The organism is Veillonella parvula (assembly GCF_002005185.1).
Classification (GTDB): Bacteria; Bacillota; Negativicutes; order Veillonellales; family Veillonellaceae; genus Veillonella; species Veillonella parvula_M.
In genome coordinates, this window is record NZ_CP019721.1 from 1,615,701 (window position 1) to 1,639,555 (window position 23,855).

The 23,855-nt window shown below is 36.7% G+C and carries 21 protein-coding genes; all 21 read left to right on the top strand.

Translation table 11 applies throughout. The annotated features are described in order from the left end of the window. Positions 1-19: 19 nt before the first annotated feature. Positions 20-700 (top strand): translation elongation factor Ts, encoded by a 681-nt coding sequence (gene tsf / locus B1A77_RS07475; protein ID WP_004695689.1) that lies wholly within the window; start codon positions 20-22, stop codon positions 698-700. A 62-nt stretch (positions 701-762) separates the two neighbouring features. Then, on the top strand, positions 763-1,488 hold the full coding sequence (gene pyrH, locus B1A77_RS07480; RefSeq protein WP_004697414.1) for a UMP kinase: 726 nt from the start codon (positions 763-765) through the stop codon (positions 1,486-1,488). A 5-nt stretch (positions 1,489-1,493) separates the two neighbouring features. Beyond that, complete coding sequence (gene frr, locus B1A77_RS07485) at positions 1,494-2,054, top strand: ribosome recycling factor (RefSeq protein ID WP_008713847.1); 561 nt, start codon at positions 1,494-1,496, stop codon at positions 2,052-2,054. Continuing rightward, entirely contained in the window at positions 2,054-2,305 is a 252-nt protein-coding gene (locus tag B1A77_RS07490; protein WP_004697100.1) for a hypothetical protein, read from the top strand. The genes frr and B1A77_RS07490 overlap by 1 nt, the downstream gene beginning before the upstream one ends. Further along, on the top strand, positions 2,286-3,050 hold the full coding sequence (locus B1A77_RS07495; protein WP_077708385.1) for an isoprenyl transferase: 765 nt from the start codon (positions 2,286-2,288) through the stop codon (positions 3,048-3,050). The genes B1A77_RS07490 and B1A77_RS07495 overlap by 20 nt, the downstream gene beginning before the upstream one ends. Positions 3,051-3,053: 3 nt before the next feature. After that, positions 3,054-3,878: a phosphatidate cytidylyltransferase gene (locus B1A77_RS07500; protein ID WP_077708386.1), complete on the top strand. Its 825-nt coding sequence runs from the start codon at positions 3,054-3,056 to the stop codon at positions 3,876-3,878. 18 nt (positions 3,879-3,896) lie between these two features. Then, a complete protein-coding gene (locus B1A77_RS07505; RefSeq protein WP_008713852.1) occupies positions 3,897-5,042 on the top strand; it encodes a 1-deoxy-D-xylulose-5-phosphate reductoisomerase in 1,146 nt (381 codons plus the stop codon). Between the two features lie 8 nt (positions 5,043-5,050). Further along, the gene (gene rseP / locus B1A77_RS07510; RefSeq protein ID WP_077708387.1) at positions 5,051-6,067 is read left to right on the top strand and encodes an RIP metalloprotease RseP; all 1,017 of its coding nucleotides are present in this window, start codon (positions 5,051-5,053) and stop codon (positions 6,065-6,067) included. A gap of 18 nt (positions 6,068-6,085) precedes the next feature. Further along, positions 6,086-7,171: a flavodoxin-dependent (E)-4-hydroxy-3-methylbut-2-enyl-diphosphate synthase gene (ispG, locus tag B1A77_RS07515; RefSeq protein WP_004695704.1), complete on the top strand. Its 1,086-nt coding sequence runs from the start codon at positions 6,086-6,088 to the stop codon at positions 7,169-7,171. Continuing rightward, positions 7,165-8,883: a proline--tRNA ligase gene (locus tag B1A77_RS07520; protein ID WP_008600855.1), complete on the top strand. Its 1,719-nt coding sequence runs from the start codon at positions 7,165-7,167 to the stop codon at positions 8,881-8,883. Before ispG ends, B1A77_RS07520 begins: the two co-directional genes overlap by 7 nt. Positions 8,884-8,999: 116 nt before the next feature. Further along, positions 9,000-9,827 (top strand): PHP domain-containing protein, encoded by an 828-nt coding sequence (locus B1A77_RS07525; protein ID WP_004695708.1) that lies wholly within the window; start codon positions 9,000-9,002, stop codon positions 9,825-9,827. A 15-nt stretch (positions 9,828-9,842) separates the two neighbouring features. Then, complete coding sequence (locus tag B1A77_RS07530) at positions 9,843-10,718, top strand: Asp23/Gls24 family envelope stress response protein (RefSeq protein ID WP_004695710.1); 876 nt, start codon at positions 9,843-9,845, stop codon at positions 10,716-10,718. A gap of 8 nt (positions 10,719-10,726) precedes the next feature. Next, positions 10,727-12,040, top strand: coding sequence for a tRNA (N6-isopentenyl adenosine(37)-C2)-methylthiotransferase MiaB (miaB, locus tag B1A77_RS07535; protein ID WP_077708388.1), 1,314 nt, complete (start codon positions 10,727-10,729; stop codon positions 12,038-12,040). Between the two features lie 228 nt (positions 12,041-12,268). Next, complete coding sequence (locus B1A77_RS07540; RefSeq protein ID WP_004697379.1) at positions 12,269-13,069, top strand: class I SAM-dependent methyltransferase; 801 nt, start codon at positions 12,269-12,271, stop codon at positions 13,067-13,069. A 26-nt stretch (positions 13,070-13,095) separates the two neighbouring features. Then, positions 13,096-15,729, top strand: a complete 2,634-nt coding sequence (gene mutS, locus B1A77_RS07545; RefSeq protein ID WP_077708389.1) for a DNA mismatch repair protein MutS — start codon at positions 13,096-13,098, stop codon at positions 15,727-15,729. Then, entirely contained in the window at positions 15,729-17,780 is a 2,052-nt protein-coding gene (mutL, locus tag B1A77_RS07550; protein WP_077708390.1) for a DNA mismatch repair endonuclease MutL, read from the top strand. The genes mutS and mutL overlap by 1 nt, the downstream gene beginning before the upstream one ends. Position 17,781: 1 nt before the next feature. Next, positions 17,782-18,594 (top strand): class I SAM-dependent methyltransferase, encoded by an 813-nt coding sequence (locus B1A77_RS07555; RefSeq protein ID WP_021148121.1) that lies wholly within the window; start codon positions 17,782-17,784, stop codon positions 18,592-18,594. Further along, positions 18,591-19,520, top strand: coding sequence for a tRNA (adenosine(37)-N6)-dimethylallyltransferase MiaA (miaA, locus tag B1A77_RS07560; RefSeq protein WP_021148122.1), 930 nt, complete (start codon positions 18,591-18,593; stop codon positions 19,518-19,520). The genes B1A77_RS07555 and miaA overlap by 4 nt, the downstream gene beginning before the upstream one ends. Continuing rightward, on the top strand, positions 19,517-20,755 hold the full coding sequence (locus B1A77_RS07565) for a methionine gamma-lyase family protein (RefSeq protein WP_021148123.1): 1,239 nt from the start codon (positions 19,517-19,519) through the stop codon (positions 20,753-20,755). Before miaA ends, B1A77_RS07565 begins: the two co-directional genes overlap by 4 nt. Positions 20,756-20,953: 198 nt before the next feature. Continuing rightward, complete coding sequence (mnmA, locus tag B1A77_RS07570) at positions 20,954-22,015, top strand: tRNA 2-thiouridine(34) synthase MnmA (protein WP_021148124.1); 1,062 nt, start codon at positions 20,954-20,956, stop codon at positions 22,013-22,015. A gap of 38 nt (positions 22,016-22,053) precedes the next feature. Beyond that, positions 22,054-23,853, top strand: coding sequence for a translation elongation factor 4 (gene lepA, locus B1A77_RS07575; RefSeq protein WP_021148125.1), 1,800 nt, complete (start codon positions 22,054-22,056; stop codon positions 23,851-23,853). The last annotated feature ends 2 nt before the right edge of the window (positions 23,854-23,855 follow it).

Here is a 23,855-nt window from a genome sequence, read left to right on the forward strand (position 1 = left end):
TACTAGGAGGAACAAAATAATGGCAATTACTGCTGCTTTGGTAAAAGAATTGCGCGACATGACTGGCGCAGGTATGATGGACGCTAAAAAAGCATTGGTTGAAACTGACGGTAATATCGATAAAGCGGTTGACCTTCTTCGTGAAAAAGGTTTGGCTGCGGCAGCTAAAAAAGCTGGTCGTATTGCAGCTGAGGGTGTAGTACAATCCTACATTCATGCTGGTGGTCGTATCGGTGTTTTAGTGGAAGTTAACTGTGAAACTGACTTCGTTGCAAAAACTGATGATTTCCAAAATTTAGCACGCGATATCGCAATGCAAATTGCGGCTGTAAATCCTACATACTTGAACCGTGAAGAAGTTCCTACTGAAGTCATTGAACACGAAAAACAAGTATTATTGGAACAAGCTAAAGTAGAAGCTGAAGAAGACGTTAAAGCTGGTCGTAAACCAAAACCTGAAGCTGTTTTAGAAAAAATGGTTGCTGGCCGTATTGAAAAATTCTATAAAGAAAATTGCCTATTAGAACAAGTATTCATTAAAGATGGTGATAAAACTGTTACAGACATCATTAATGAAAGTATTGCAAAAATCGGTGAAAACATCAACGTACGTCGTTTTGTTCGCTATGGTTTAGGTGAAGGCATTGAAAAACGCCAAGATGACTTCGTAGCAGAAGTAATGGCATCTGTTGGTAAATAATTAATAAACAATAAGAGAACACCGTACAGTGTTCTCTTATTTTGCAATAGAGGAGTAAAAATATGGCAAAAAGAAACTTTCGACGTATTGTTTTAAAGTTGAGTGGTGAAGCATTAGCAGGTGAACAAGGTTTTGGTATTAATCCTGATGTTGTCGAAGAATTTGCAAAAGAAATTGCTGCTTTAGCAAAATCCACTGATTTAGAAATCGCAATTGTTGTTGGTGGTGGTAACCTATGGAGAGGTTTAGCTGGTAGCAATCAAGGTATGGATCGTGCTACTGCTGACTATATGGGGATGCTTGCAACAGTGATGAACTCCTTAGCATTGCAAGATGCATTAGAACAAGCTGGTGTAGATACACGTGTACAAACGGCTATCGAAATGCAAGAAATTGCAGAACCTTATATTCGTCGTCGCGCTATTCGTCATTTAGAAAAAAAACGTATCGTCATCTTCGGTGCTGGTCTTGGTAAACCTTACTTCTCTACAGATACAACAGCTGCATTACGGGCCGCTGAAATTGAAGCCGATGCTATTTTAATGGCAAAGAAATTTGCTGATGGCGTATATGATTCTGACCCTAAGACAAATCCTAATGCTGTTAAATTTGATGAATTAACATATAACGAGATTATCACAAAAGAATTAAAAGTAATGGATGCTACATCTACAACTTTATGTAAAGATAACAATATTCCTATTATTGTATTTAGCATGGATATTCCTGGTAATATTACAAAAGCTGCTAAAGGTGAAGAAATAGGGACCATTGTTCGAGGAGAATAATTCATATGGAAATTAAAGAATTGTTACAACAAGCAGAAGACCGCATGAATAAGTCTATTGAGGCTTTAAAACATGAATTCGCATCTATTCGTACAGGCCGTGCTAGTGTAGCACTACTTGATAAAGTAATGGTTGATTACTATGGAAGTCCATCACCCATTAATCAAGTTGCGAATATCTCCGTGCCTGAACCTCGCATGATTGTGATTGCACCTTGGGATAAAACAATGATTGGTGCTATTGAAAAAGCAATTTTACAATCTGATTTAGGTTTGAACCCTGGTAATGATGGTGCACAAATTCGTTTAAGTATTCCTCAATTAACTGAGGAACGTCGTAAAGAAATCGTTAAAGTAGTTCATAAAAAGGCTGAAGATGCAAAAGTTGCAGTGCGCAACATTCGTCGCGATGTAAATGAAGCATTAAAAAAAGAAGAGAAAGCTAAAACGATTACTGAAGATGATGCTAAAGACGGTTTAGATCAAATCCAAAAGCTTACCGATGCTAAAGTTAAGCAAATCGATGAGTTAAAAGTAGTAAAAGAAAAGGACGTATTAGAAGTATAATGTTTGATTCTAATAGCCTTATTGGAATACCATGGCAGCTTGCAAAGTCTCGTTTGCAGGCTGCCCATATTCCTTTTAAGGTAATGATTGGTGGATCCTTTAATCGCTTCTTTGAAATTTCAGATAAAGGATTTTATGTGGCACGTATTACAAAGGTTGATGAGTGCTTACATATACTACTATATAGACCAATGATTGCCAGCGACTTCGGAAATTCTATCGAGGTAGACTATGCTAAAGAAATTATTTAACCGTAAACGTTCTGATACGCCTGTCATTGATTGTAATATAATTCCACAACATGTTGCTATTATTATGGATGGTAATGGACGATGGGCTAAACGCAGAGGCATGCCGCGCTCCATGGGGCATCGTGCTGGTGCAGATGTATTAAAAGAAATTGTTATGGCCGCAGATGAGATCGGAATTAGAGCTCTTACGGTATATGGTTTCTCCACGGAGAACTGGAAACGTCCTGAACAGGAAGTTTCTTTACTTATGTCTCTCATAAAAGAATACTTAAATAATAATGTTAAGTATATGCATGAACATAATGTACGCATTCGATTTATTGGTTTTATTGGAGGGCTTTCAGAAGACCTACAAAAAATCATTCAAGATGCGGAATTATTAACTCAGAATAATACAGGCCTCACATTACAGTTAGCAATTAACTATGGTGGGCGTGATGAAATAGTTAGAACTATCCGCGACATTGCAAAATCTGTTACGGATGGCGTTATTACAATGGACAATATTACTGAAGAATATGTAAGTTCTCAATTATTTACTAAAGAGTTTAGTGATGTAGATTTATTAATTCGTCCTAGTAGTGATTTTAGAATTAGTAATTTTTTGTTATGGCAACTAGCGTATGCTGAATTTTGGTTTACCGATTTGCATTGGCCAGATTTTACTAAGGAAACTTTACTTGATGCTGTGGCGGCATATCAGAAACGAGAACGCCGATTTGGTGGCTTATGTGATGAGGAATAAAAAATGTTAAAAACACGTGTTATTACCGCTGTTATTGGTTTTATTATTGCCTTAGGGGCCATTACATTTGGTGGATTAGTGTATGATGTGCTAATTACACTTTTAGCTTTATTAGGGTGGCGTGAGTTTGTATTACTTGGTAAAGCTAAACGTGTTTGGATATCCATTATATGGGGATATATTAGCATTTTATTGCTAATGATTGCTCTTGCATGTCATCAGTATATTATAGCTATAGCTATTTTAGTATTAAGTTTATTTGCCAATTATATGTTGTGTACATTTGGTGAAACTAAGTACTCGATGTCTAGTGTATCCTTTAGTGTATTTGGTTTATTATATATTGGTATGGGTATGACTTCATTGCTCTTGATTCGTCATGACTCAATTTACATGAATTTATCAATGCCTTTTGAACTATATAACTGGGGCACTATTACACTTTGGTTATTATTGTTTACTACTTGGGCTAGTGATACCTTTGCATATTTTTCAGGTCGAGCTTTTGGTAAACGTAAAATAGTACCATCCATTAGTCCTAATAAAACACTAGAAGGTTTTATTGGTGGATTTATCGGCTGTATCCTTACAGGTGCAGTATTTTCGTATATCGTTGGCATTCCTTGGTGGATGGGAATCCATGTAGGTATGATTAGCGGTATATTAGCACCATTAGGTGATTTGTTTGAATCAAAGATTAAACGACTATGTAATGTAAAAGATTCTGGTACATTATTACCAGGTCATGGCGGTGTATTGGATCGCTTTGATAGTTTATTATTTGCGGCTCCTATTACATTAGTATATATATTACTATTTTCGTACTAATTTCATAGAGGTACACTTATGAAATACCTAAGTATTATCGGCAGTACTGGCTCAATCGGTACACAGACGCTTGATGTGGTGTCTCAACATCCAGATCAATTCAAGGTGGTTGCCTTAGTGGCACATCATAATATTGACCTCTTAGAACATCAGATTAAAGAATATAAACCTTTGGTGGCGGGTCTTGTAGATGAAGGTGCTTTTAAAGAATTACAAGCACGCTATACAGGTCCTACAAAATTGATAGGTGGTAAGGAAGCCCTCATTGCAGCAGCTACAATTCAAGAAGCAACAATGATTGTTACTGCTATTGTAGGTGCTGCGGGAATTGAGCCTACAGTGGAAGCTATAAAACAAGGGAAGACTATAGGTCTTGCTAATAAAGAAACTCTTGTTGCTGGAGGTCCATTAATTACGGCTTTAGCTAAAGAACATGGCGTACAAATCCTACCTATCGATAGTGAACATAGTGCTATATTTCAGTGCTTAGAAGGACAGAAACGTGACAATGTTGATTCTTTAATTGTCACTGCTTCTGGTGGACCTTTACGCACATGGGATTCTAGTAAAATTCAAACTGCAACTGCTGCAGATTGTTTGCGACATCCTACCTGGAATATGGGTAATAAAATAACTATAGACTCTGCCTCTTTATTCAATAAAGGCTTAGAGGTAATAGAAGCTCATTGGTTATTTGGTTTTGATTTTGATCATATTGATGTAGTAGTACATCCTCAAAGTATTGTTCATTCTATGATACGTATGAAGGATGGTGCGATATTAGCGCAAATGGGTAATCCAGATATGCGCGAGCCCATTCAATATGCTTTGACGTATCCCAAACGTGAAGTTTTAAGTATGAATCATCTTGATTTTAGTCAAGCACTACAATTGGAGTTTTTACCTCCACGGTATGACGATTTTCCTGCACTTCGACTTGCGTATGAGGTGGGACGTGCTAGTGGATTTAAACCTGCTGTATTTAATGCAGCTAATGAAACGGCAGTATATGCCTTTTTAGAAGATAAAATCGCCTTTGGTGATATTTATAAAGTCGTTACTTCTGTTCTTGAATCTATGGGACCAGAAGATGATTTTACATTAGATAATTTATTATCCATCGATAGATGGGCCCGTGAAAAGGCAACATCGTTGATGTTATAGGAGAATATATGATTACGGCATTAGCCACAATATTTGTATTTGGTTTAATCGTGTTTATTCATGAATTAGGCCATTTTATTACAGCTAAGATGTCAGGTATGCAAGTTGATGAATTTGCTATAGGTTTTGGTCCAGCTATATTTAAAGTACAAAAAGGGGAAACTTTATATTCTATTCGTATAATTCCTCTTGGAGGATTTAATCGTATTGCTGGTATGACACCTGACGAGCCTCTTAATGAGCGCTCCTTTTATAATAAACCTGCGTGGAAAAAATTTATTGTTATTTCTGCAGGGGCTGTATTTAACTTTATATTAGCCATTGTACTTTTCTTTGGCCTAAATGTGACTGTAGGAAATCTTACATATACAAATGAACCTGTAATTGGTAACATTATTGCGGGTAGTTCTGCAGAGCAGGCTCATTTAGAAGCTAACGATAGAATTATTACGATTGATGGTAAAAAAATTAGTACTTGGGATGATATTCGTCCTAGTTTACAAGGCACAGCAAACCATGGTGTAACTGTTGTTGTAGAGCGTGAAGGAAAAACTATAGAGACTACGGTAATACCTAAAATGGAACAAGATAGTCCTAAGATTGGCATCTACCCTAGCTTTACTCGTGAAACTTATAGTATTGGTGAATCTTTGAGCCTTGCTGTTAGTCGGACGGGGCAAACTATTGTTGCTATGGTCAGTGGGATTTATGATATGATTCGTGGCACACAAGCAGCCGAATTATCTGGTCCAGTAGGAATTTCCCAAATGGCAGGTACTATTGCACAATCAGGATTTGCACCACTATTAAGTTTTGCTGCATTCCTTAGTATTAACTTAGGGGTTATTAATCTTTTACCATTACCTGTTTTAGATGGTGGTCACTTGATTATTATCTTGGCGGAAGCTATAACAGGCCGTAGATTACCTGCTAAAGCTCTTATGTATATACAAATGGTTGGGGTTGCCTTAATGGTAGCATTATTCTTATATGTAACAACGCAGGATATTTTCCGTTTACTATAAGACAGATGGGAGATTACAATGATTGTACGTAAACCAACAAATGGTATCTATGTAGGTACAGTTAAAATCGGCGATTATGCACCGGTAAGTATTCAATCTATGATTACTACGGATCCAGTACATACAGAGAAGGCAATTGCAGAAATTAATCATTTAGCAGAGGCTGGTTGTGAACTGGTTCGTGTCGCCGTTCCTACAATGGCATCTGCAAAGGCTTTAAAGGCTGTTAGAGCGGGCATTTCAATTCCTTTGATCGCCGATATTCACTTTGATTATAGATTAGCTTTAGAAGCTATTGAAAATAATGTTGATGGATTGCGCATTAATCCAGGAAATATTGGTGGTGAAGATAAGGTTTTAGCCGTTATTGAAAAGGCAAAACCTAAACAAATCCCAATTCGCATTGGTGTTAATGCAGGCTCTTTACCAAAGCATATTCTCGATGCTCATGGAGGACATCCTACAGCGGATGGTATGGTTGAAACAGCTTTAGAACACGTAAGAATTTTAGAAAAACTCGATTATCGTCAAATGAAATTATCCATTAAAGCCACGGAAGTACCTCTAATGGTGGAAGCATATCGTAAGTTATCTGATAAGATTCCTTATCCGTTACATTTAGGGGTAACAGAAGCTGGTACTATTAAACAAGGCACTATTAAATCTGCTATGGGGATTGGTGCATTATTGCTCGATGGCATTGGTGATACATTACGGGTATCCTTAACTGGAGATCCAATTCACGAAATTGAAGTAGGTAGAAGTATTTTAAGTAGCTTAGGATTAAGAAATTTTGGGGCCACTATGATATCTTGTCCTACATGTGGTCGTTGCCAAGTAAATTTATTTGATATGGCTGGTATTGTAGAAGAACGTCTAGCATCCATAAAAGCGCCTATTAAGGTTGCCGTTATGGGGTGTGTTGTAAATGGTCCAGGGGAAGCGCGTGAGGCCGACTTTGGTATTGCTGGTGGTGATGGTCAAGGTATTATTTTCCGTAAAGGGAAAGTTATTAAGACTGTACCAGAAGCCGAATTAGTAGATACATTGTTTAGAGAAATTGACCAATATTTAGAAAATTTAGATGAGGAGTCTTTATGTTAGCCACTAAATTATATGCACCTACATTGCGTGAGGTTCCATCTGACGCTGATGTAGTAAGCCAACAGCTTATGCTTCGCGCTGGTTTTATGCGTAAAACTGCAAATGGTTTATATAGTTTTTTACCATTAGGTTGGAGAAGTATTAAAAAGATTGAAGCTATTGTACGTGAAGAAATGGATCGTGCTAGTGCTCAAGAAATTATGATGCCAATTTTACAGCCTGCAGAAATTTGGAAAGAGTCTGGCCGTTGGAACGCATATGGCGCAGAAATGATGCGTATCAATGATCGTCATGATAATGAGTTTTGTCTAGGACCAACACATGAAGAGATGATTACAACCCTCGTTAAAAATGAGATTAACTCATATCGTCAATTACCAGTCAACTTATATCAAATTCAAAGTAAATTCCGTGATGAGCGTCGTCCACGTTATGGCTTGATGCGTAGCCGTGAATTCATTATGAAAGATGCTTATTCTTTTGATGTAGATGAAGCGGGTTTAGATGAATCCTATAAATCTATGTACGATGCATATACACGTATTTTTACACGTTGTGGTCTTACATTCCGCCCAGTAGAGGCTGATAGTGGTGCAATCGGTGGTAGTGGTACGCATGAGTTCATGGCCATTGCCGAAGCTGGTGAAGCTGATATCGTATATTGTACTAAGTGTGATTATGCAGCTAACATTGAAATCGGCAAGCCTGGTATCATGAAGCAAGACGAAGAAGTTCTTCATGAGTTATCTGTTGTGGATACACCAAATGCAAGTTCTATTGAAGCTGTGGCAGACATGTTAAATTTACCATTACATAAAACTATCAAAGCGGTAGTATTTTCTATTGATGGTAAAGTGGTATTAGCCATTGTTCGTGGTGACCATGAAGTAAATGAAGTCGCTGTACAACATGCCGTTCTTGGTGCTGTAGAGCCTGAGATGGCCACCCCTGAAGAATTGGAAAAAGTAGGTTTAATAGCTGGTTTCATCAGTCCTATTGGTTTAAAACAAACAGAAGAATTTGCTATTGTTGTTGATGAATCTGTTATGGAAACTTACAATGTTTGTGGTGGCGCTAATAAAAAAGATGCTCACTACGTTAATATCAATCCAAAACGGGACTTTAATGTAGAAGATATTATTGTTGCTCCAATTCGTTTAATCACGAAGGACGATGTGTGTCCTAAATGTGGGGGTGCTTTAGAACATGCTAAAGGCATCGAAGTGGGTCAAGTATTTAAATTGGGTACAAAGTATTCTGAAGCATTACAAGCTACATTCTTAGATCAAAATGGTCGTCCTAATCCAATGATTATGGGTTGCTATGGTATCGGTGTATCTCGTACACTAGCTGCTGCTATTGAGCAATATCACGATGAAAATGGTATTATTTGGCCACGTTCTATCGCTCCATTTGAAGCAGTTATTGTTCCAATTAATGCAAAAGACGAAGCATTAATGTCTACTAGTCAAACTATTTATACTGCATTACAAAATGCTGGTGTAGATGTATTGTTAGATGATCGTAAAGATCGTGCAGGTGTTAAGTTCAAAGATGCTGATTTGATTGGTTATCCACTTCGCATTACAGTAAGTAAAAATACTCTTGAGAATAACGAAGTAGAAATTCAAATCCGTAAGTCTGGAGAAGCTCTTCCATGTGCTATTGATTCTGTATCTGATAAAGTAACAGAATTGCTTCAAAACTTATAATAGAATTGCGATTCTAGTGAATGTTCATTAGGGTCGCAATTTTTCTTTCTAAACTTGAATTAATAGATTAAATAAGTCATAATTAAATGATAGAATATTTGGAATGGAGGTGCTATATGCTTGTAGATTTTCATATGCATTCCATCTTTTCAGATGGTGTTGAAACACCTAAAGATCTATTGCAACATGCCATAGACTGTAATGTATCTATGATGGCTTTAACCGATCATGATGAAATAGACGGCATTCAAGCATTGCGTGCTGCTCAAAAGAAGTTAGATCCTAATGAATCTATTAAAATCGTAAATGGCTGTGAATTTAGTGCTGATTATAAAGATAAGTCAATTCATATTTTAGGATATTGTTTTGATGAAAATAATAAAGATTTAATCGATTTTATTACGTTTTTTAAAGGAAAACGTGAAGAACGTATCGATGAAATTATCCGTCGTTGTAATAATGAAGGATATTATATTACAAAAGAAGAGCTCATTAAACAATTTCCTGATACTAAAGCTTATGGTCGCCCACATATTGGTAAACTTTTAATTGATGGTGGTTATGCCAAGGATATTAATGATGTATTTAAAGGTATTCTTCGAAAAGATAGTCCTTGCTATGTTCCTAAGGTAAAAGTAGAGGTTCCTTATATTATTGATATTATACATAAAGCTGGAGGACTTGCTGTTATGGCTCATCCTAAATTGGTTACCAGTGATGAATATGTGTTGGAAATGTTAAATTATGATTTTGATGGTATGGAGGTATATCACTCAAAGCATAATGATGATGATGTGGAGCGATATAAAGAATTCGCTAAAAAGCATAAGCTATTTATTACTGGTGGTTCTGATTACCATGGTATTGTAGGCAAGAAACCTGATAGATTTGGTGATTACTTAGTATCTGGTAAGGATGTATCAGAATTTATTAGTTTGTTATAAATGACGAGGTAGGCTATGGAAGTCGTTGCTTTTGTAGGTAGTAGTGGCACAGGTAAAAGTCATCGTGCCCTCGTAGTTGCTCATGAAAATAAAATTGAATGTATCATCGATGATGGTATTTTGATTCATGATAATAAAATTGTAGCTGGCTTTTCTGCAAAAAAAGAGTCTAGTCGTTTAAAAGCTGTTCGTCGTGCTATTTTTCAAGACGAAGTACAAGTTAAATCCGTACGAGAACAATTAGATAAGATTAAACCTAATAAGCTTATGATTATCGGCACTTCTGATAATATGGTTAAGAAGATTACTAAAGCTTTAGGCTTACAAGAACCTGATCGATATATTCGTATAGAAGATGTTGCAACACCTAAGGAAATTGAAAAGGCACAACATGCACGTCTTAAAGAGGGTAAACATATAATTCCTGTGCCGACTATGGAATTAAAGCCACACTTTAGGGGGTATTTGATTGATCCAATCAAAACCATGTGGCGCCGCAGGACTTTGAAAAAACAAGATCAAGATACCTTAGGTCAAATTGGTTCTGAAGGATTTGAACGTTCTGTTGTACGGCCTGCTTTTAGCTACTATGGTCGACTCACTTTTGACGATGAAGTAATTATTAAATTGATTAGAAATGGGTTAAAAAAAGTAGCTGGTGTCGATGAGACCAGTATAATTTCTTTTAAAAAAAGCGACAAAGGTCAAAACGGTCTTGTTGTTGATATGGCTGTAGTTATTGAACATGGATATCCTGTTAAACCGTTGATGCAACAGGTACAAAAATCTGTTCGCAATGAAATTGAATATATTACCGGCATGTCTATTGAACGCATGTCCATTAAAGTTAAGAATATTATTGAAACAAAACGTAAGATTGTTAAAGTGTAGGAGTTAGAATGAAGTCTTATTATATTTACACCTATGGTTGTCAAATGAATACCGCCGACTCTGAGCGATTATCGCATCAGCTGGAATCTGTTGGGTATATACCAACAGAGAATGTTGAAACTGCAGATTTAATTCTGCTAAATACTTGTGCAGTGCGTGAAAATGCAGAAACTAAAGTTTATGGGCGTATAGGTGAGCTAAAAAGACTAAAACGTAATAATAAAAACTTGATTATCGCCGTCACAGGATGTATGGCTCAAAAAAATCAAGCAGAAATGTTTAAACGAGCTCCTCATATTGATATTGTATTGGGTACTCATAATATTCAACATATTAACGAGATGATTGAAGAAGTACAACATGGACATACGCATCAAATCAGCGTAGATATGGATAACTCTGTATTGCCTGAATTAGAGGCAAAACCAAATAGCTCTTTTTATGCATGGGTACCTATTATGAATGGCTGTAATAAATTTTGCACCTATTGTATTGTTCCCCATGTACGTGGTAGAGAGATTAGCCGTCCTGTAGAGGCCATTGTTAAAGAGGTTACAGACCTAGGGGTTAAAGGATTTAAAGAGATCACTTTATTGGGGCAAAATGTAAACTCTTATGGCCTAGATTTTAAAGATGGTACAGATTTTGGTACATTAATTGATGCTCTTGATGGTATTCCTGGTATAGAACGTATTCGCTATATGACAAGTCATCCTCAAGATATGAGTAAGTCTATGATTGATGCTCTTGGTAGGTCATCCAATATTGTGACGCATTTACATTTACCTATTCAATCTGGTTCCAATCGTATTTTAAAGAAAATGAATCGTCATTACACGGTAGAGCATTATAAAGAATTACTTTCTTATTGCCGTGAAAAAATAAAAGATGTGGTGGTGACTACGGATATTATTGTAGGTTTCCCAGGAGAAACTGAGGAAGATTTTCAAGCTACATTACAATTATTAAAAGATGTGCGCTATGACATGGCGTATACGTTTATCTACTCTAAGCGATCTGGAACGCCAGCAGCAACTATGGATGATCAAATTCCAGAAGAGATTAAGCGCGTTCGCTTACAAACATTGATGGATGTACAAAATGAAATCTCTTATGAATTAAATAAACCTATGGAAGGACAAGTATTTGATATTATTGTAGAGGGACCAAGTCCTCGTGATGAAGACATGTGGTTCGGTCGTACATCTGGTAATAAAATGGTTTTATTCCCTAAGGATGACTCCCTATCAATTGGTCAAACTGTACCAGCTCATATCGATAAAGCTCAAACATGGGTTTGTTATGGTAGTATTGTAAAATAAACTATTAGAATCAAAAAGAACTCGTCACTATTATGTTAACTCTAAGGTTAGAATTTTTATCTAAAATTAGTTTGCTAAACATGTGGTGGCGATGTTCTTTTTTACCATAGATGCTGATTAGAAATCATATGTGTTATAATAATAAAATAATATAAAAGTTGTATATTGAAGACATTCATAGGTATGAACACCATTTACATTTTGTATTTTTACAAAGAAGGTGTAACTATGAAACTTGATTTAAACGCTGTAGGCGAAACGGCATTATTGACACTATATGCAAGAGCGAAAGATTATGAGTCAGATCAATCTGTATTAAAGGATCAGAAATCCTGGGATATTTTAAAGCATATTGATTATGATTTTGATCAATTTAAAGATGTTAAGATGTCTTATTATGGAATTTTAGGACGAGCAAAAGTAATCGATGAAGAGATACGAAACTTTATATCTCTATATCCAGATTGTATCGTCGTATCATTAGGTGCCGGTTTAGATACTATGTTTTATCGAGTCGACAACGGTTATATTGATTGGTATAATATCGATTTTGCCGGAGTGATTGAAGCACGTACACAATTTTTTGAGCCTCATGAACGAGTCCATAATTTAGTGAGTTCTATAACTGATGAATTGTGGACTAAAAATATTGAGATAAATGGACGAAAACTACTGCTTGTTAGTGAAGGTGTAGTTATGTATCTTACATTGGATGAAATGAAGCAGTTTTTAGGCTTGCTGACTGATTCTTTTGAAGAGTTTACGTTATATCTTGATATGATTTCTCCATATGTGGCGAAACGCACTAAACAACATGATATGCTTAGTAAAATGAATGTTTCTTTTCAGTGGGGAACTAAGGACGGTCATGAAATTGTAGTTATGAATCCTAAGCTTAAACAGACTGGATTGATTAATTTTACAGGAAGTATGTTGTCCTTAGCACCTATTGTTTATAAATTATTATACCCGTTTATATATTTGTTTAATAATCGTATGGGAATATACGAATATAAGCGGAATCTGTGATATGACTCATAATATATGAGGTGAATATGAGTAAAAAGCAAACACCTATGATGGAGCAGTATTTAGATATTAAATCTAGATACTCTGAAGAATTATTGTTCTTTCGATTAGGTGATTTTTATGAATTATTTAATGAGGATGCTTTAGTCGCATCACGTGAACTTAATATTACCTTAACAGGTCGTCCTACAGGAGATGAGGAACGCACACCGATGTGTGGCGTTCCTTTTCATGCGGCTGAAAGCTACATAGAAACGCTTGTAAAAAAAGGATATAAAGTTGCTATCTGTGAACAACTAGAAGATCCTAAAGCAGTTAAAGGCATTGTTAAGCGCGATGTCATTAAAGTTGTTACTCCTGGTACAGTGATGACAGAAAATGGTAACGATGCACGGTCAAATAACTTTTTATCATTATTTTATATGGTAAAAGATATGTGGATTCTTGTGTTTTCTGATGTATCTACAGGGGAAGTTATTTGGCACCGCATTACTGATTGTGAAAAACGCAGTGATATGTACGATGCACTCAGCATGTATAGACCAAGTGAAATCATATTGCCTGAAGGAACGATATTACCGCAAGATATTCAGGATTTTATTGAAAATCAATTTAGTAATGTCGTATTTTCTCCTTTTTCTACATACTATACACAACGTGAAGTAGCTGAAAAAGCTGTAACTCATTTCGGTGATTTAGGCCTTATGGAAGAGGATGTATGGGAAGCATTAGGTTATATGCTTTTATATTTAGAGGATATCATTAAATCTGAAATTTCTCATATCAACTATGTACATCAATTAAGTGTAGGTAATCGCCTTATTCTTGATACATCTTCTTTGCGGCACCTTGAAATTACTCATAATTTACGCGATGGTGGACAAAAAGGTACTTTACTGGATGTACTAGATCGTACGTTGACACCAATGGGGGCACGCCTTTTAAAACAATGGCTTGAAAGTCCATTAACTGATATAAATCAAATACAACGTCGTCAAGCAGCCGTTTCAGAACTTATTACACGCGGTGCTGAACGTTCTCATATTCGTAACTTTTTAGATTGTATTTACGATTTTGAACGCATCGTTGGTCGTGTTGAAACCGGATCTGTGTCTCCCAGAGATTTAACGGCTCTTCGTGAGTCATTAGCAGTTCTACCTGATATTAAGAATGTATTAGGTACATGTTCAAGTCTAGCTTTAACATCTATTAATGAGCGCATGCAAGATCATAAAGATATTTATGACTTATTATGTCGAGCTATTGCAGAGCAACCAGCGTTGACATTAAAAGACGGTCGTGTTATTAAAGATGGATTTAATGCTGATTTAGATGAGCTACGTTCTTTAGCGACTAATAGCGAGCAATGGCTTGCTAAGATGGAAGCGGATATTAAAGAAGCTACAGGGCTTTCAAAAATTAAGACTGGTTACAATAAAGTGTTTGGTTACTATTTCGAGGTATCCCATAGTAAATCAGAACAAGTACCAGACTATTTCATACGAAAACAAACCCTGGCCAATGCTGAACGCTATATTACGCCTGAGTTAAAAGAGTTTGAAATTAAAATTCTCAGCGCAAAAGATAAAATCATCGCTTTAGAGCACGAACTATATCAACAATTGCGTAATGATATTAAACTCGTTATCAAAGATGTGCAAGAAACGGCTCGTGCTCTTGCAGACCTTGATGTATTATGCTCATTAGCATTAGTTGGATACGAAGAAAACTATATTTGTCCAACTATTGTGATGAATGGTCAAATCAATATTCGTGATGGTCGTCATCCTGTTATTGAAAAGTTCTTAAAACGTGAGGTATTCGTACCAAATGATATCGTTTTAAATCATGATGAAGAAGAATTTTTACTCATTACAGGCCCTAATATGGCAGGTAAATCTACTTACATGCGTCAAGCGGCTATCTTAATGATTATGGCACAGATTGGTTCCTTTATCCCTGCTCGTGAAGCGTCTATCTCACCTGTGGATCGTATTTTTACACGTGTCGGTGCTAGCGACGATATTTCTACTGGTCAAAGCACGTTCATGGTAGAAATGAAAGAGGTAGCGTATATTTTAGAAAATGCTACTCATAATAGTTTAATTATTCTCGATGAAATTGGTCGGGGTACGAGTACCTTTGATGGTTTGAGTATCGCACAAGCCGTAGTGGAACATATTTGTAAGCACATTCATAGCAAGACTTTATTTGCAACGCACTACCATGAATTGATTTGCTTAGAAGAAAGCTATAGTAAATTAAAAAATTATACCGTTGCAGTTAAAGAAAAAGGGAAAGATGTTGCTTTCTTGCGTCGTATCATTAAAGGTGGTGCAGATCGCAGTTATGGTATCCATGTTGCCAGACTGGCGGGCCTACCTAACTCTGTATTAAAACGAGCTGAAGTGATTTTAGAATCCTTGGAAGATCAAAGTCATGATGCAAGTGACTTAAATAATCGAGTTATGGGTGCTCAACTTACTAATGTGGCAAAACCAGCGGTTAAGCAAGTTAGTGATTCTCCACTAGGCAATTTATTTACCCATTCCGTAGTAGATAGCTTACTGGAAGTCGATGTAATGAGCATGACTCCAATTGAAGCATTAAATAAATTATATGAACTACAAGAGGAGGCTCGTAAAGGAGGCGGGAAATAATGGCAACCATTCACGTATTGGATGAAACGACAATCAATAAGATAGCTGCCGGTGAAGTCGTTGAACGTCCCGCATCAGTTATTAAAGAGCTCATTGAAAACTCTATTGATGCGTCTGCCACTAATATTGAGGTTGAAATTGGTGAAGGCGGTGTGGCCTATATGCGGATTACTGATAATGGTATCGGTATGACGGAGGAAGATGCTCGCTTGGCGATTCTACGTCATGCAACCTCTAAAATTCAACAAGTAGAGGACCTCTTTGATATTGCGTCCCTAGGCTTCCGTGGGGAGGCTTTGGCTAGTATTGCCTCTGTATCTCATTTCTCTTTGACTACTCGTAAAGCAGACTCTGATTTGGGGACTCGTATTACTGTTGATGGCGGCACTTTTACCGATTGCATTCCTTATGGTGCGGCACCTGGTACAACTATCGAAATTAAAGATTTATTTTATAATACGCCGGCTCGTCGTAAATTCTTAAAAACGGAGCGTACAGAAGCCTCTAAAATTCAAGATATTGTAGGGAAATTAGCTCTAAGTAATCCACATATTTCTTTTAAGCTTATCATAGATGATCGGGTAGCTATTATCACACCAGGAAATGGCGATATTAGTGATACTGTAGCTGCGCTATATGGATATAAAACCAAAGATGATATTTTTACTGTTGCTTATGAAAGTGATTCTATCTATATCGATGGCGTAGTGAGTAAGCCCACACTTCTTAAAAGTACAAGGATATGGCAGACCATTATCGTCAATAATCGCGTGATTTCTGATAAAACCATAATGAAGGCTATCGATAATGCATACCATGCACTATTGCCGAAAAATGGTCATCCTTTAGTGGTACTAAATATTACTGTGCCTGCGAGAATGGTTGATATAAACGTACATCCTCGCAAGAGTGAAGTTAAATTCTCAGATGATAAGATTATATTTAAAGCCGTATATCACGGTATCTTAAATGCTTTAAATAATCCACTCCATGAGAGATACGAACGAGAGTCATCATCTTATATGACTGGTACAGTTGCTAACATATCCGATAAATATGGTAATGATATTGCTAGTAATAGTAATAGTAATAGTGATATTAAGAATTTTAGTTCTAATAGTACATTCTTAGCTGGTAATACTACTTATGATTCTTATCAAGCACCTACTGTTGTACACGATTCGATGCAGTCAGCTGAACATATAGCAACAGCTATAGATTATGATAAGGTTTTTGGTGGACGCCGTACAAAAGGCTATGAAGTCATGCGCGGTGAAACTTCGCAGTTTGTGGAAAATCTTAAAACAAAGGGGTATACACCACCTGCACCTAAAGCTACTTATGAACAATCCTCTTTTGTAGATGAAAGTTTTGAAGCTGTTCCTACTGCATACACTAGTTATACTTCGGAAGATGTAGAGAAGTTTAAATCCTTGTCTCACGATATTCGTAACGAAGAGATAGAAGAACGTACAATTCAAAACTCGGGCTTTTTACCAATGGGTCAAGTTGCATCTTGTTATATATTAGCTAAAAAAGGTGATGATCTATATATCATAGATCAACATGCTGCACATGAGCGTGTGCGTTATGATAAGTTGTGTAAGTCTTCTGAATCGATTCCTATGCAATCTATTTTGGTTCCTCAGTATAGTGAGGCCACAAATGATGAAATGAATTTAGTAGAGGAAGAACGAGAAACATTACTTGATCTTGGCTTTGATGTAGAGTTAGGTGGTCCTACTAAGATAAAATTAGTAGGGGCTCCAGTAGATTTAGTAGAGTCAAAAGCATTTGAAATTCTGCAATATATATTCTCTTACTTACATGATCATCAACAGCCTACTAAGGCCCAATTACGACATGAAATGTTAGCTTATGCATCTTGTAGAGGGGCCATCAAGGCAGGTCATAATTTAAATATGTATCAAATGACTACCTTAATTGAGGACTTATTTAGTACCGAAAAACCATATGTATGTCCTCATGGTCGTCCTACGATTATCAAATTTACACCTGATGAATTAGGTAAATTATTCTTACGGTCTTAATATGAATATATTAACTACAGCTCAAAAATCTAATGAGGCCATTCAAGAGGAAGCCAAAGCTTTGGCTTCCTCTATGCATATGGCCTATATAAAAAGAGGAAAATTATCTATACCAGCATTATTTAATGCTCATCCATGTGATTTTATTGCTGTTCTTTCTGGTAATGGCTTAACTATTCATTTTCCTGATAATCAGCAACATAGCTTTCATTTATCCATGGCTCAATTACGTATACTACGTTTGCAACGTGGAGAAGGAGATCATTTAATTAATGCTGTTCAGACAATACTAAGTACTAATGAAATAACTGATAAAGAAGAATTTTCGTTTCTTGATTGTACAATTGGTCTTGGTAGTGACAGTATCGTCATGAGCTATGCTTTTCCTCAGGCTAAAATAAAAGGTCTAGAAGGTTCTCTATCTATATGGCTTGCCACATCTTATGGTTTATCTCATTATTCGCATAATGTGAAAAGTGTGACGGACGCATTACGTCGTATTGAGGTAAGTTATGATACCTTTGAAAACTATGTACCTAATCTACCAGATGAAAGTATAGATATTATTTATTTTGATCCTATGTTTGAGGTCCCTGTAGAGGATAGTCCTCAATTTAAACCACTTCGTGGACATACTGTGGAAAGTCGTATTGATGATAAAATTATGGAGGAAGCTATGCGTGTTGCCTCTTATGGTGTTATTATTAAAGAACGACCATTTAGTTCTGTCTTTCAGAAATATCCACCTCACCAATGGGTGGGGGGAAAATATAGCCGTATAGGTTATGGAATATATATGAAGGAGTTATTGTGAATCCCTTAATTACCATCGTTGGACCTACTGCGGTAGGCAAAACAGATCTTACCTTGGAATTAGCAGAACAGCTACATGCTGAGGTTATTTCTGGTGATGCTTACCAGGTTTATAAACAACTTAATATTGGTACCGCTAAACCATCGGTGGATGAACTTAATCGGGTGAAACATCATCTCATCGATATACTGGAACCAAATGATTCATATTCGGTATCTATTTTTCAAAATCAAGCTAAAGAAATAATTGCAAGATTAAAAGATAGAAATATTCTTCCTATTCTGTCTGGTGGTACAGGACTGTATGTCCAATCATTATTGGAGAACTACAACTTTAATGATGTTAAACCTGACGAATATTTGCGAGCAGAACTCGATGAGATCTATAGTACAAAAGGTATTGAAGGCTTACGAGACTATGCTTTCACATTAGGTAAAGAGCATAATATAGAGATACAATATAGCGACAAACATCGTTTGTATCGAGCTATTGAGATATTACATCATGGTGATGTAGATTCGTTGCGAAATCAGACAAAAGATGGTGTATCCTATAAAGGACCTGTTATCGGTCTTATGAGAGATCGTGATAAACTATATGAGCGCATCAATTTACGGGTTGATATGATGTTTGATGCAGGCTTGATTGAAGAAGTGGAACAACTCATAAAATTTGGTGTGAAGCCAGATTGCCAAGCATTTAAAGGTATTGGCTATAAAGAAGTTGTTGACTATATAAATGGCAATATAATATTAGATGAGTGTCGTGACTTAATTAAGAAGAATACACGTCACTTTGCTAAGCGCCAAATTACATGGTATAAACGTATGCCATATATAGAATGGATACATATTGATAGCAATACATCTAAAGATTTTATATTTAATAAAGCTATGGATTTAATCCGTAGAGAAGGATTAGCATGACATTAGAAGAAATACGTAGTAAAGCCCTAGAAATGGCTGAACCAGAATTTAAGAAATTTGAACCTATTGCATTGGCCAATACAAAAAAAGTATTAGAAGCCTTTAAGGAATGCCAAGTATCTGATTATCATTTCACTGGTACTACTGGTTATGGATATAACGACGTAGGGCGTGAAAAATTAGATGAAGTATTTGCCTATGTATTTAAAGGTGAAAAGGCTATCATTCGTCCTCATTTTGTTTCTGGTACACATGCGTTAGCTACTACATTAATTTCTTTGATGGGAAATGGCTCTAAAGGGACAGAGTTTATCTATGCCGTAGGGGCTCCTTATGATACGATGCAATCCGTTATCGGTGCCGCTCGTGAAGTACGTGGTTCTTTAGTAGAAAAAGGCTTTACCTATACTGAGGTACCATTGAAAGATAATACTTATGATGTTGAAGCTATTGCTAACGCTGTTAACGATAATACGCGGGTAGTAGTCATTCAACGGTCTAGAGGCTATAGCACTCGTGAACCTTTATCTATTGCAGATATTAAGATTATTGTAGATGCTGTAAAAGCTAAAAATTCTAAAACGATTTGTTTCGTAGATAATTGTTACGGTGAATTTACAGAGCTGCAAGAACCATTAGAAGCTGGTGCTGATATTATGGCTGGCTCTCTCATTAAAAATGCAGGTGGCGGTTTAGCACCAACTGGTGGTTATATTGTTGGTAGAGAAAACCTTGTAGAGGATGCAGCGTATCAATTGACAGCTCCTGGACTTGGCGATCATATGGGTTCATATGCTCCTGGTTATCGCTTGTTCTTCCAAGGTTTATTTATGGCACCTCACGTAGTATTACAAGCTCTTAAAGGTGCTGTATATACGGCTGCTGTAGGTGAGTTACTAGGCTATGATGTATTCCCTAAGGTAAATGCTGATCGCTATGATTTGATTCAAGCCATTAATCTGAAAAATGGGGAAGAAATGGAGCATTTCTGTGTAGGTATGCAAGCCTATTCTCCTGTAGATGCTCACGTACATCCTATTCCTGGGGATATGCCTGGGTACGAAGATAAAATCATCATGGCTGGTGGTACCTTTGTACAAGGTTCCTCTATTGAACTCAGTGCCGATGGTCCTATACGTCCACCATATACAATTTTCATGCAGGGTGGCCTAGTATTTGAACATTCCATGCTTGGTATTTTAGGAGCTGCTGAAGAACTATTAAAACATAGATAATATTTAGAATCTCTTTCTTTTGTGAAAGGGATTCTTTTTATTTCAAATCTTTTCAATATACCTATTTCTAGGCTATAATATAAGTTGCTATAATTTTATAGCAATACTACTCGGACTTTTACACCGAACTAGTGTTTTACACGTCAGGCTTTCACCCTGATTAGTTTTATGATCAAGAGATCATTAAAAGGAGAAAGTATGGAAAAAGTTATCGCTGTAGCTATGAGTGGCGGCGTAGACAGTTCTTTAACTGCTGCAATGCTATTAAAACAAGGCTATAAAGTATTTGGTATTACCCTATGGTTATGGGTGAGTGGTACGCCCTATGATGAGGTGCCTCTTGCCGTAACTGATGCTAAGAAGATGTGTGATTTTCTTGGTATCGAGCATCATGTTATCGATGCTCGTGATGTATTCTACGAAAACGTAGTAGATTACTTTGTAAAAGAATATGCCTATGGTCGTACGCCAAATCCTTGTGTATTTTGTAACAAGAACATCAAGTTTGACTTGATGCTCAATCGTGCTCTTGAATTAGGTGCCACACATATGGTAACTGGTCATTATGCACAAGTAAATTATAATGAAGAAACAGGTCTATATGAGTTACATAAAGGTGTTGATCCCACAAAAGATCAAAGTTATGTTATGTACAATATGAACCAACGTATTTTGAGTCATCTTATGTTCCCATTAGGTGGTCAATGTAAGACTGAAACACGTAAATTAGCTGCTGAATATGATTTGCCAGTCGCTAAAAAACCAGATAGCGTGGATATTTGTTTCTTGCCTCATGGGAACTATCAAAAGCTAGTGGTCGAAGAAATGAAGGGTAAACCAGAGTCTGGTAATATCGTTACCGAAGATGGTGAGGTATTAGGTAAGCACAACGGCTTATTTAATTATACGATTGGTCAACGTAAAGGTCTTGGTATTGCATATAAACACCCTTTATATGTTATTGGATTTAATGGGGATCGTAATGAGGTCATCGTGGGTCCTAACGAACGTCTCTTTACAAATCGCATGATTTGTAAGTTCTATAACTTCTTAGATGATACAATTCATAAGGAATTGAAGGCAGAAGGAAAAATTCGCTATGCAGCTAACCCTTCTCCTTGCATAGCACGTATTTTAGATGACGATACAATGGAGGTTATTTTTGAAGAACCACAACGGGCTATTACCCCAGGTCAGTCTGTAGCCTTTTATAATGGCACTCAATTATTGGGAGGTGCTGTTATCGATCGCGTATGTTAGAAAGGAGAATACAAGTTCTTTGAACTTGTTTACATAGTATGTCAACGAAAAAGATTCGAAACTTCTGTATTATAGCTCATATCGACCATGGTAAATCAACCATCGCTGATAGATTAATTGAATATACTGGTACATTACAAAAACGTGAAATGGAGGCTCAAGTTTTGGACTCCATGGACCTTGAACGTGAACGCGGCATTACTATTAAAGCGCAATCTGTTCGTATTTTGTATAAAGCTCAAGACGGTGAAGAATATATTTTGAATCTCATTGATACTCCGGGCCACGTCGATTTCAGCTATGAAGTATCTCGTTCTCTTGCAGCTTGTGAAGGGGCATTACTCGTAGTCGATGCTGCACAAGGTGTGGAAGCACAAACGTTGGCAAATGTATATCTCGCTTTAGAACATGATCTTGAAATCATTCCTGTTATTAACAAGATTGATTTGCCGTCAGCAGATCCTGATCGCGTTAAACAAGAAATTGAAGATATTATTGGTTTAGACGCTTCTGATGCTGTATTATGCTCTGCCAAATCAGGTATCGGTATTCCTGATATTTTAGAAGCTATTGTAAATAAAGTTCCTGCACCACCAGATAAATCTGATAAGCCAACAAGAGCCTTGATTTTTGATAGCCGTTTTGATGCGTATAAAGGTGCTATTGCTTATGTCCGCGTAAAAGAAGGGTCTATAAAAGCAAAAGATACAATTCGCATGATGCATGATAAAAAGGACTTTGATGTTACAGAACTCGGTATTTTTACTCCCAATCTTGTACCTGTGCAAGAATTACCATGTGGCTCAGTAGGTTGTATTGCAGCTAGCATCAAAAATGTAAAAGATTGCCATGTAGGCGATACTGTAACATTAGCTAATAATCCTGCATCAGAACCATTGCCTGGTTATCGTAAGGCTGTATCTATGGTGTACTGTGGCCTTTATCCAACAGAATCTAAAGATTATGAAAACCTTCGGGATGCATTAGAAAAGTTACAGCTTAATGATGCTGCCTTAGAATATGAAGCAGAAACATCATTGGCATTGGGTTTTGGTTTCCGTTGTGGGTTTCTCGGTCTTTTGCATATGGACGTAATTCAAGAACGTTTAGAACGTGAATATAACTTGACGCTTATTACGACGGCTCCATCTGTAAATTACAAAGTGTACAAAACAAATGGGGAAATGCTCGAAGTCGATAATCCTGCTAAATTACCACCTCCAACGGAAATTGACTATATCGAAGAGCCTTATGTAAAGGCTACAACAATTGTACCTAAAGATTTTGTTGGTACTATCATGGAATTATCTCAAGATAAACGCGGTGAATATCAATCTATGGAATATTTGGATGAAACACGCGTATCTGTCGTTTATCACTTGCCATTGAGTGAAATCATTTATGATTACTTTGATAAATTAAAATCCGCTACAAAGGGATATGCATCTCTTGACTACGAATTGATTGGATATAAACAATCTCCAATGGTTAAGATGGATATTCTCTTAAATGGAGATCCTGTAGATGCATTATCCATTATTGTACACAAAGACCGTGCAGCTACACGTGGTCGTGCATTAGCTGAGAAATTGAAAGAATTGATTCCTCGTCAAATGTTTGAAATTCCTATTCAAGCGGCGGTAGGTACAAAAATTGTGGCTCGTGAAACTGTAAAAGCTTGGCGTAAGGATGTTTTGGCAAAATGTTACGGTGGTGATATTTCTCGTAAGCGTAAATTACTTGAAAAACAAAAAGCCGGTAAGAAACGCATGAAGTCCGTCGGTTCCGTAGAGATCCCGCAAGAAGCATTCATGGCGATTCTCAAGGTTGAGGACTAATA

Coding starts and splice junctions, on each gene's coding strand:
- ispG (WP_004695704.1), top strand. CDS start 6,086: ATGATTGTACGTAAACCAACAAATGGTATCTATGTAGGTACAGTTAAA.
- rseP (WP_077708387.1), top strand. CDS start 5,051: ATGATTACGGCATTAGCCACAATATTTGTATTTGGTTTAATCGTGTTT.
- B1A77_RS07525 (WP_004695708.1), top strand. CDS start 9,000: ATGCTTGTAGATTTTCATATGCATTCCATCTTTTCAGATGGTGTTGAA.
- B1A77_RS07530 (WP_004695710.1), top strand. CDS start 9,843: ATGGAAGTCGTTGCTTTTGTAGGTAGTAGTGGCACAGGTAAAAGTCAT.
- B1A77_RS07565 (WP_021148123.1), top strand. CDS start 19,517: ATGACATTAGAAGAAATACGTAGTAAAGCCCTAGAAATGGCTGAACCA.
- B1A77_RS07540 (WP_004697379.1), top strand. CDS start 12,269: ATGAAACTTGATTTAAACGCTGTAGGCGAAACGGCATTATTGACACTA.
- lepA (WP_021148125.1), top strand. CDS start 22,054: ATGTCAACGAAAAAGATTCGAAACTTCTGTATTATAGCTCATATCGAC.
- tsf (WP_004695689.1), top strand. CDS start 20: ATGGCAATTACTGCTGCTTTGGTAAAAGAATTGCGCGACATGACTGGC.
- miaB (WP_077708388.1), top strand. CDS start 10,727: ATGAAGTCTTATTATATTTACACCTATGGTTGTCAAATGAATACCGCC.
- B1A77_RS07490 (WP_004697100.1), top strand. CDS start 2,054: ATGTTTGATTCTAATAGCCTTATTGGAATACCATGGCAGCTTGCAAAG.
- frr (WP_008713847.1), top strand. CDS start 1,494: ATGGAAATTAAAGAATTGTTACAACAAGCAGAAGACCGCATGAATAAG.
- B1A77_RS07520 (WP_008600855.1), top strand. CDS start 7,165: ATGTTAGCCACTAAATTATATGCACCTACATTGCGTGAGGTTCCATCT.
- pyrH (WP_004697414.1), top strand. CDS start 763: ATGGCAAAAAGAAACTTTCGACGTATTGTTTTAAAGTTGAGTGGTGAA.
- mutL (WP_077708390.1), top strand. CDS start 15,729: ATGGCAACCATTCACGTATTGGATGAAACGACAATCAATAAGATAGCT.
- B1A77_RS07495 (WP_077708385.1), top strand. CDS start 2,286: ATGCTAAAGAAATTATTTAACCGTAAACGTTCTGATACGCCTGTCATT.
- mnmA (WP_021148124.1), top strand. CDS start 20,954: ATGGAAAAAGTTATCGCTGTAGCTATGAGTGGCGGCGTAGACAGTTCT.
- B1A77_RS07500 (WP_077708386.1), top strand. CDS start 3,054: ATGTTAAAAACACGTGTTATTACCGCTGTTATTGGTTTTATTATTGCC.
- B1A77_RS07505 (WP_008713852.1), top strand. CDS start 3,897: ATGAAATACCTAAGTATTATCGGCAGTACTGGCTCAATCGGTACACAG.
- mutS (WP_077708389.1), top strand. CDS start 13,096: ATGAGTAAAAAGCAAACACCTATGATGGAGCAGTATTTAGATATTAAA.
- B1A77_RS07555 (WP_021148121.1), top strand. CDS start 17,782: ATGAATATATTAACTACAGCTCAAAAATCTAATGAGGCCATTCAAGAG.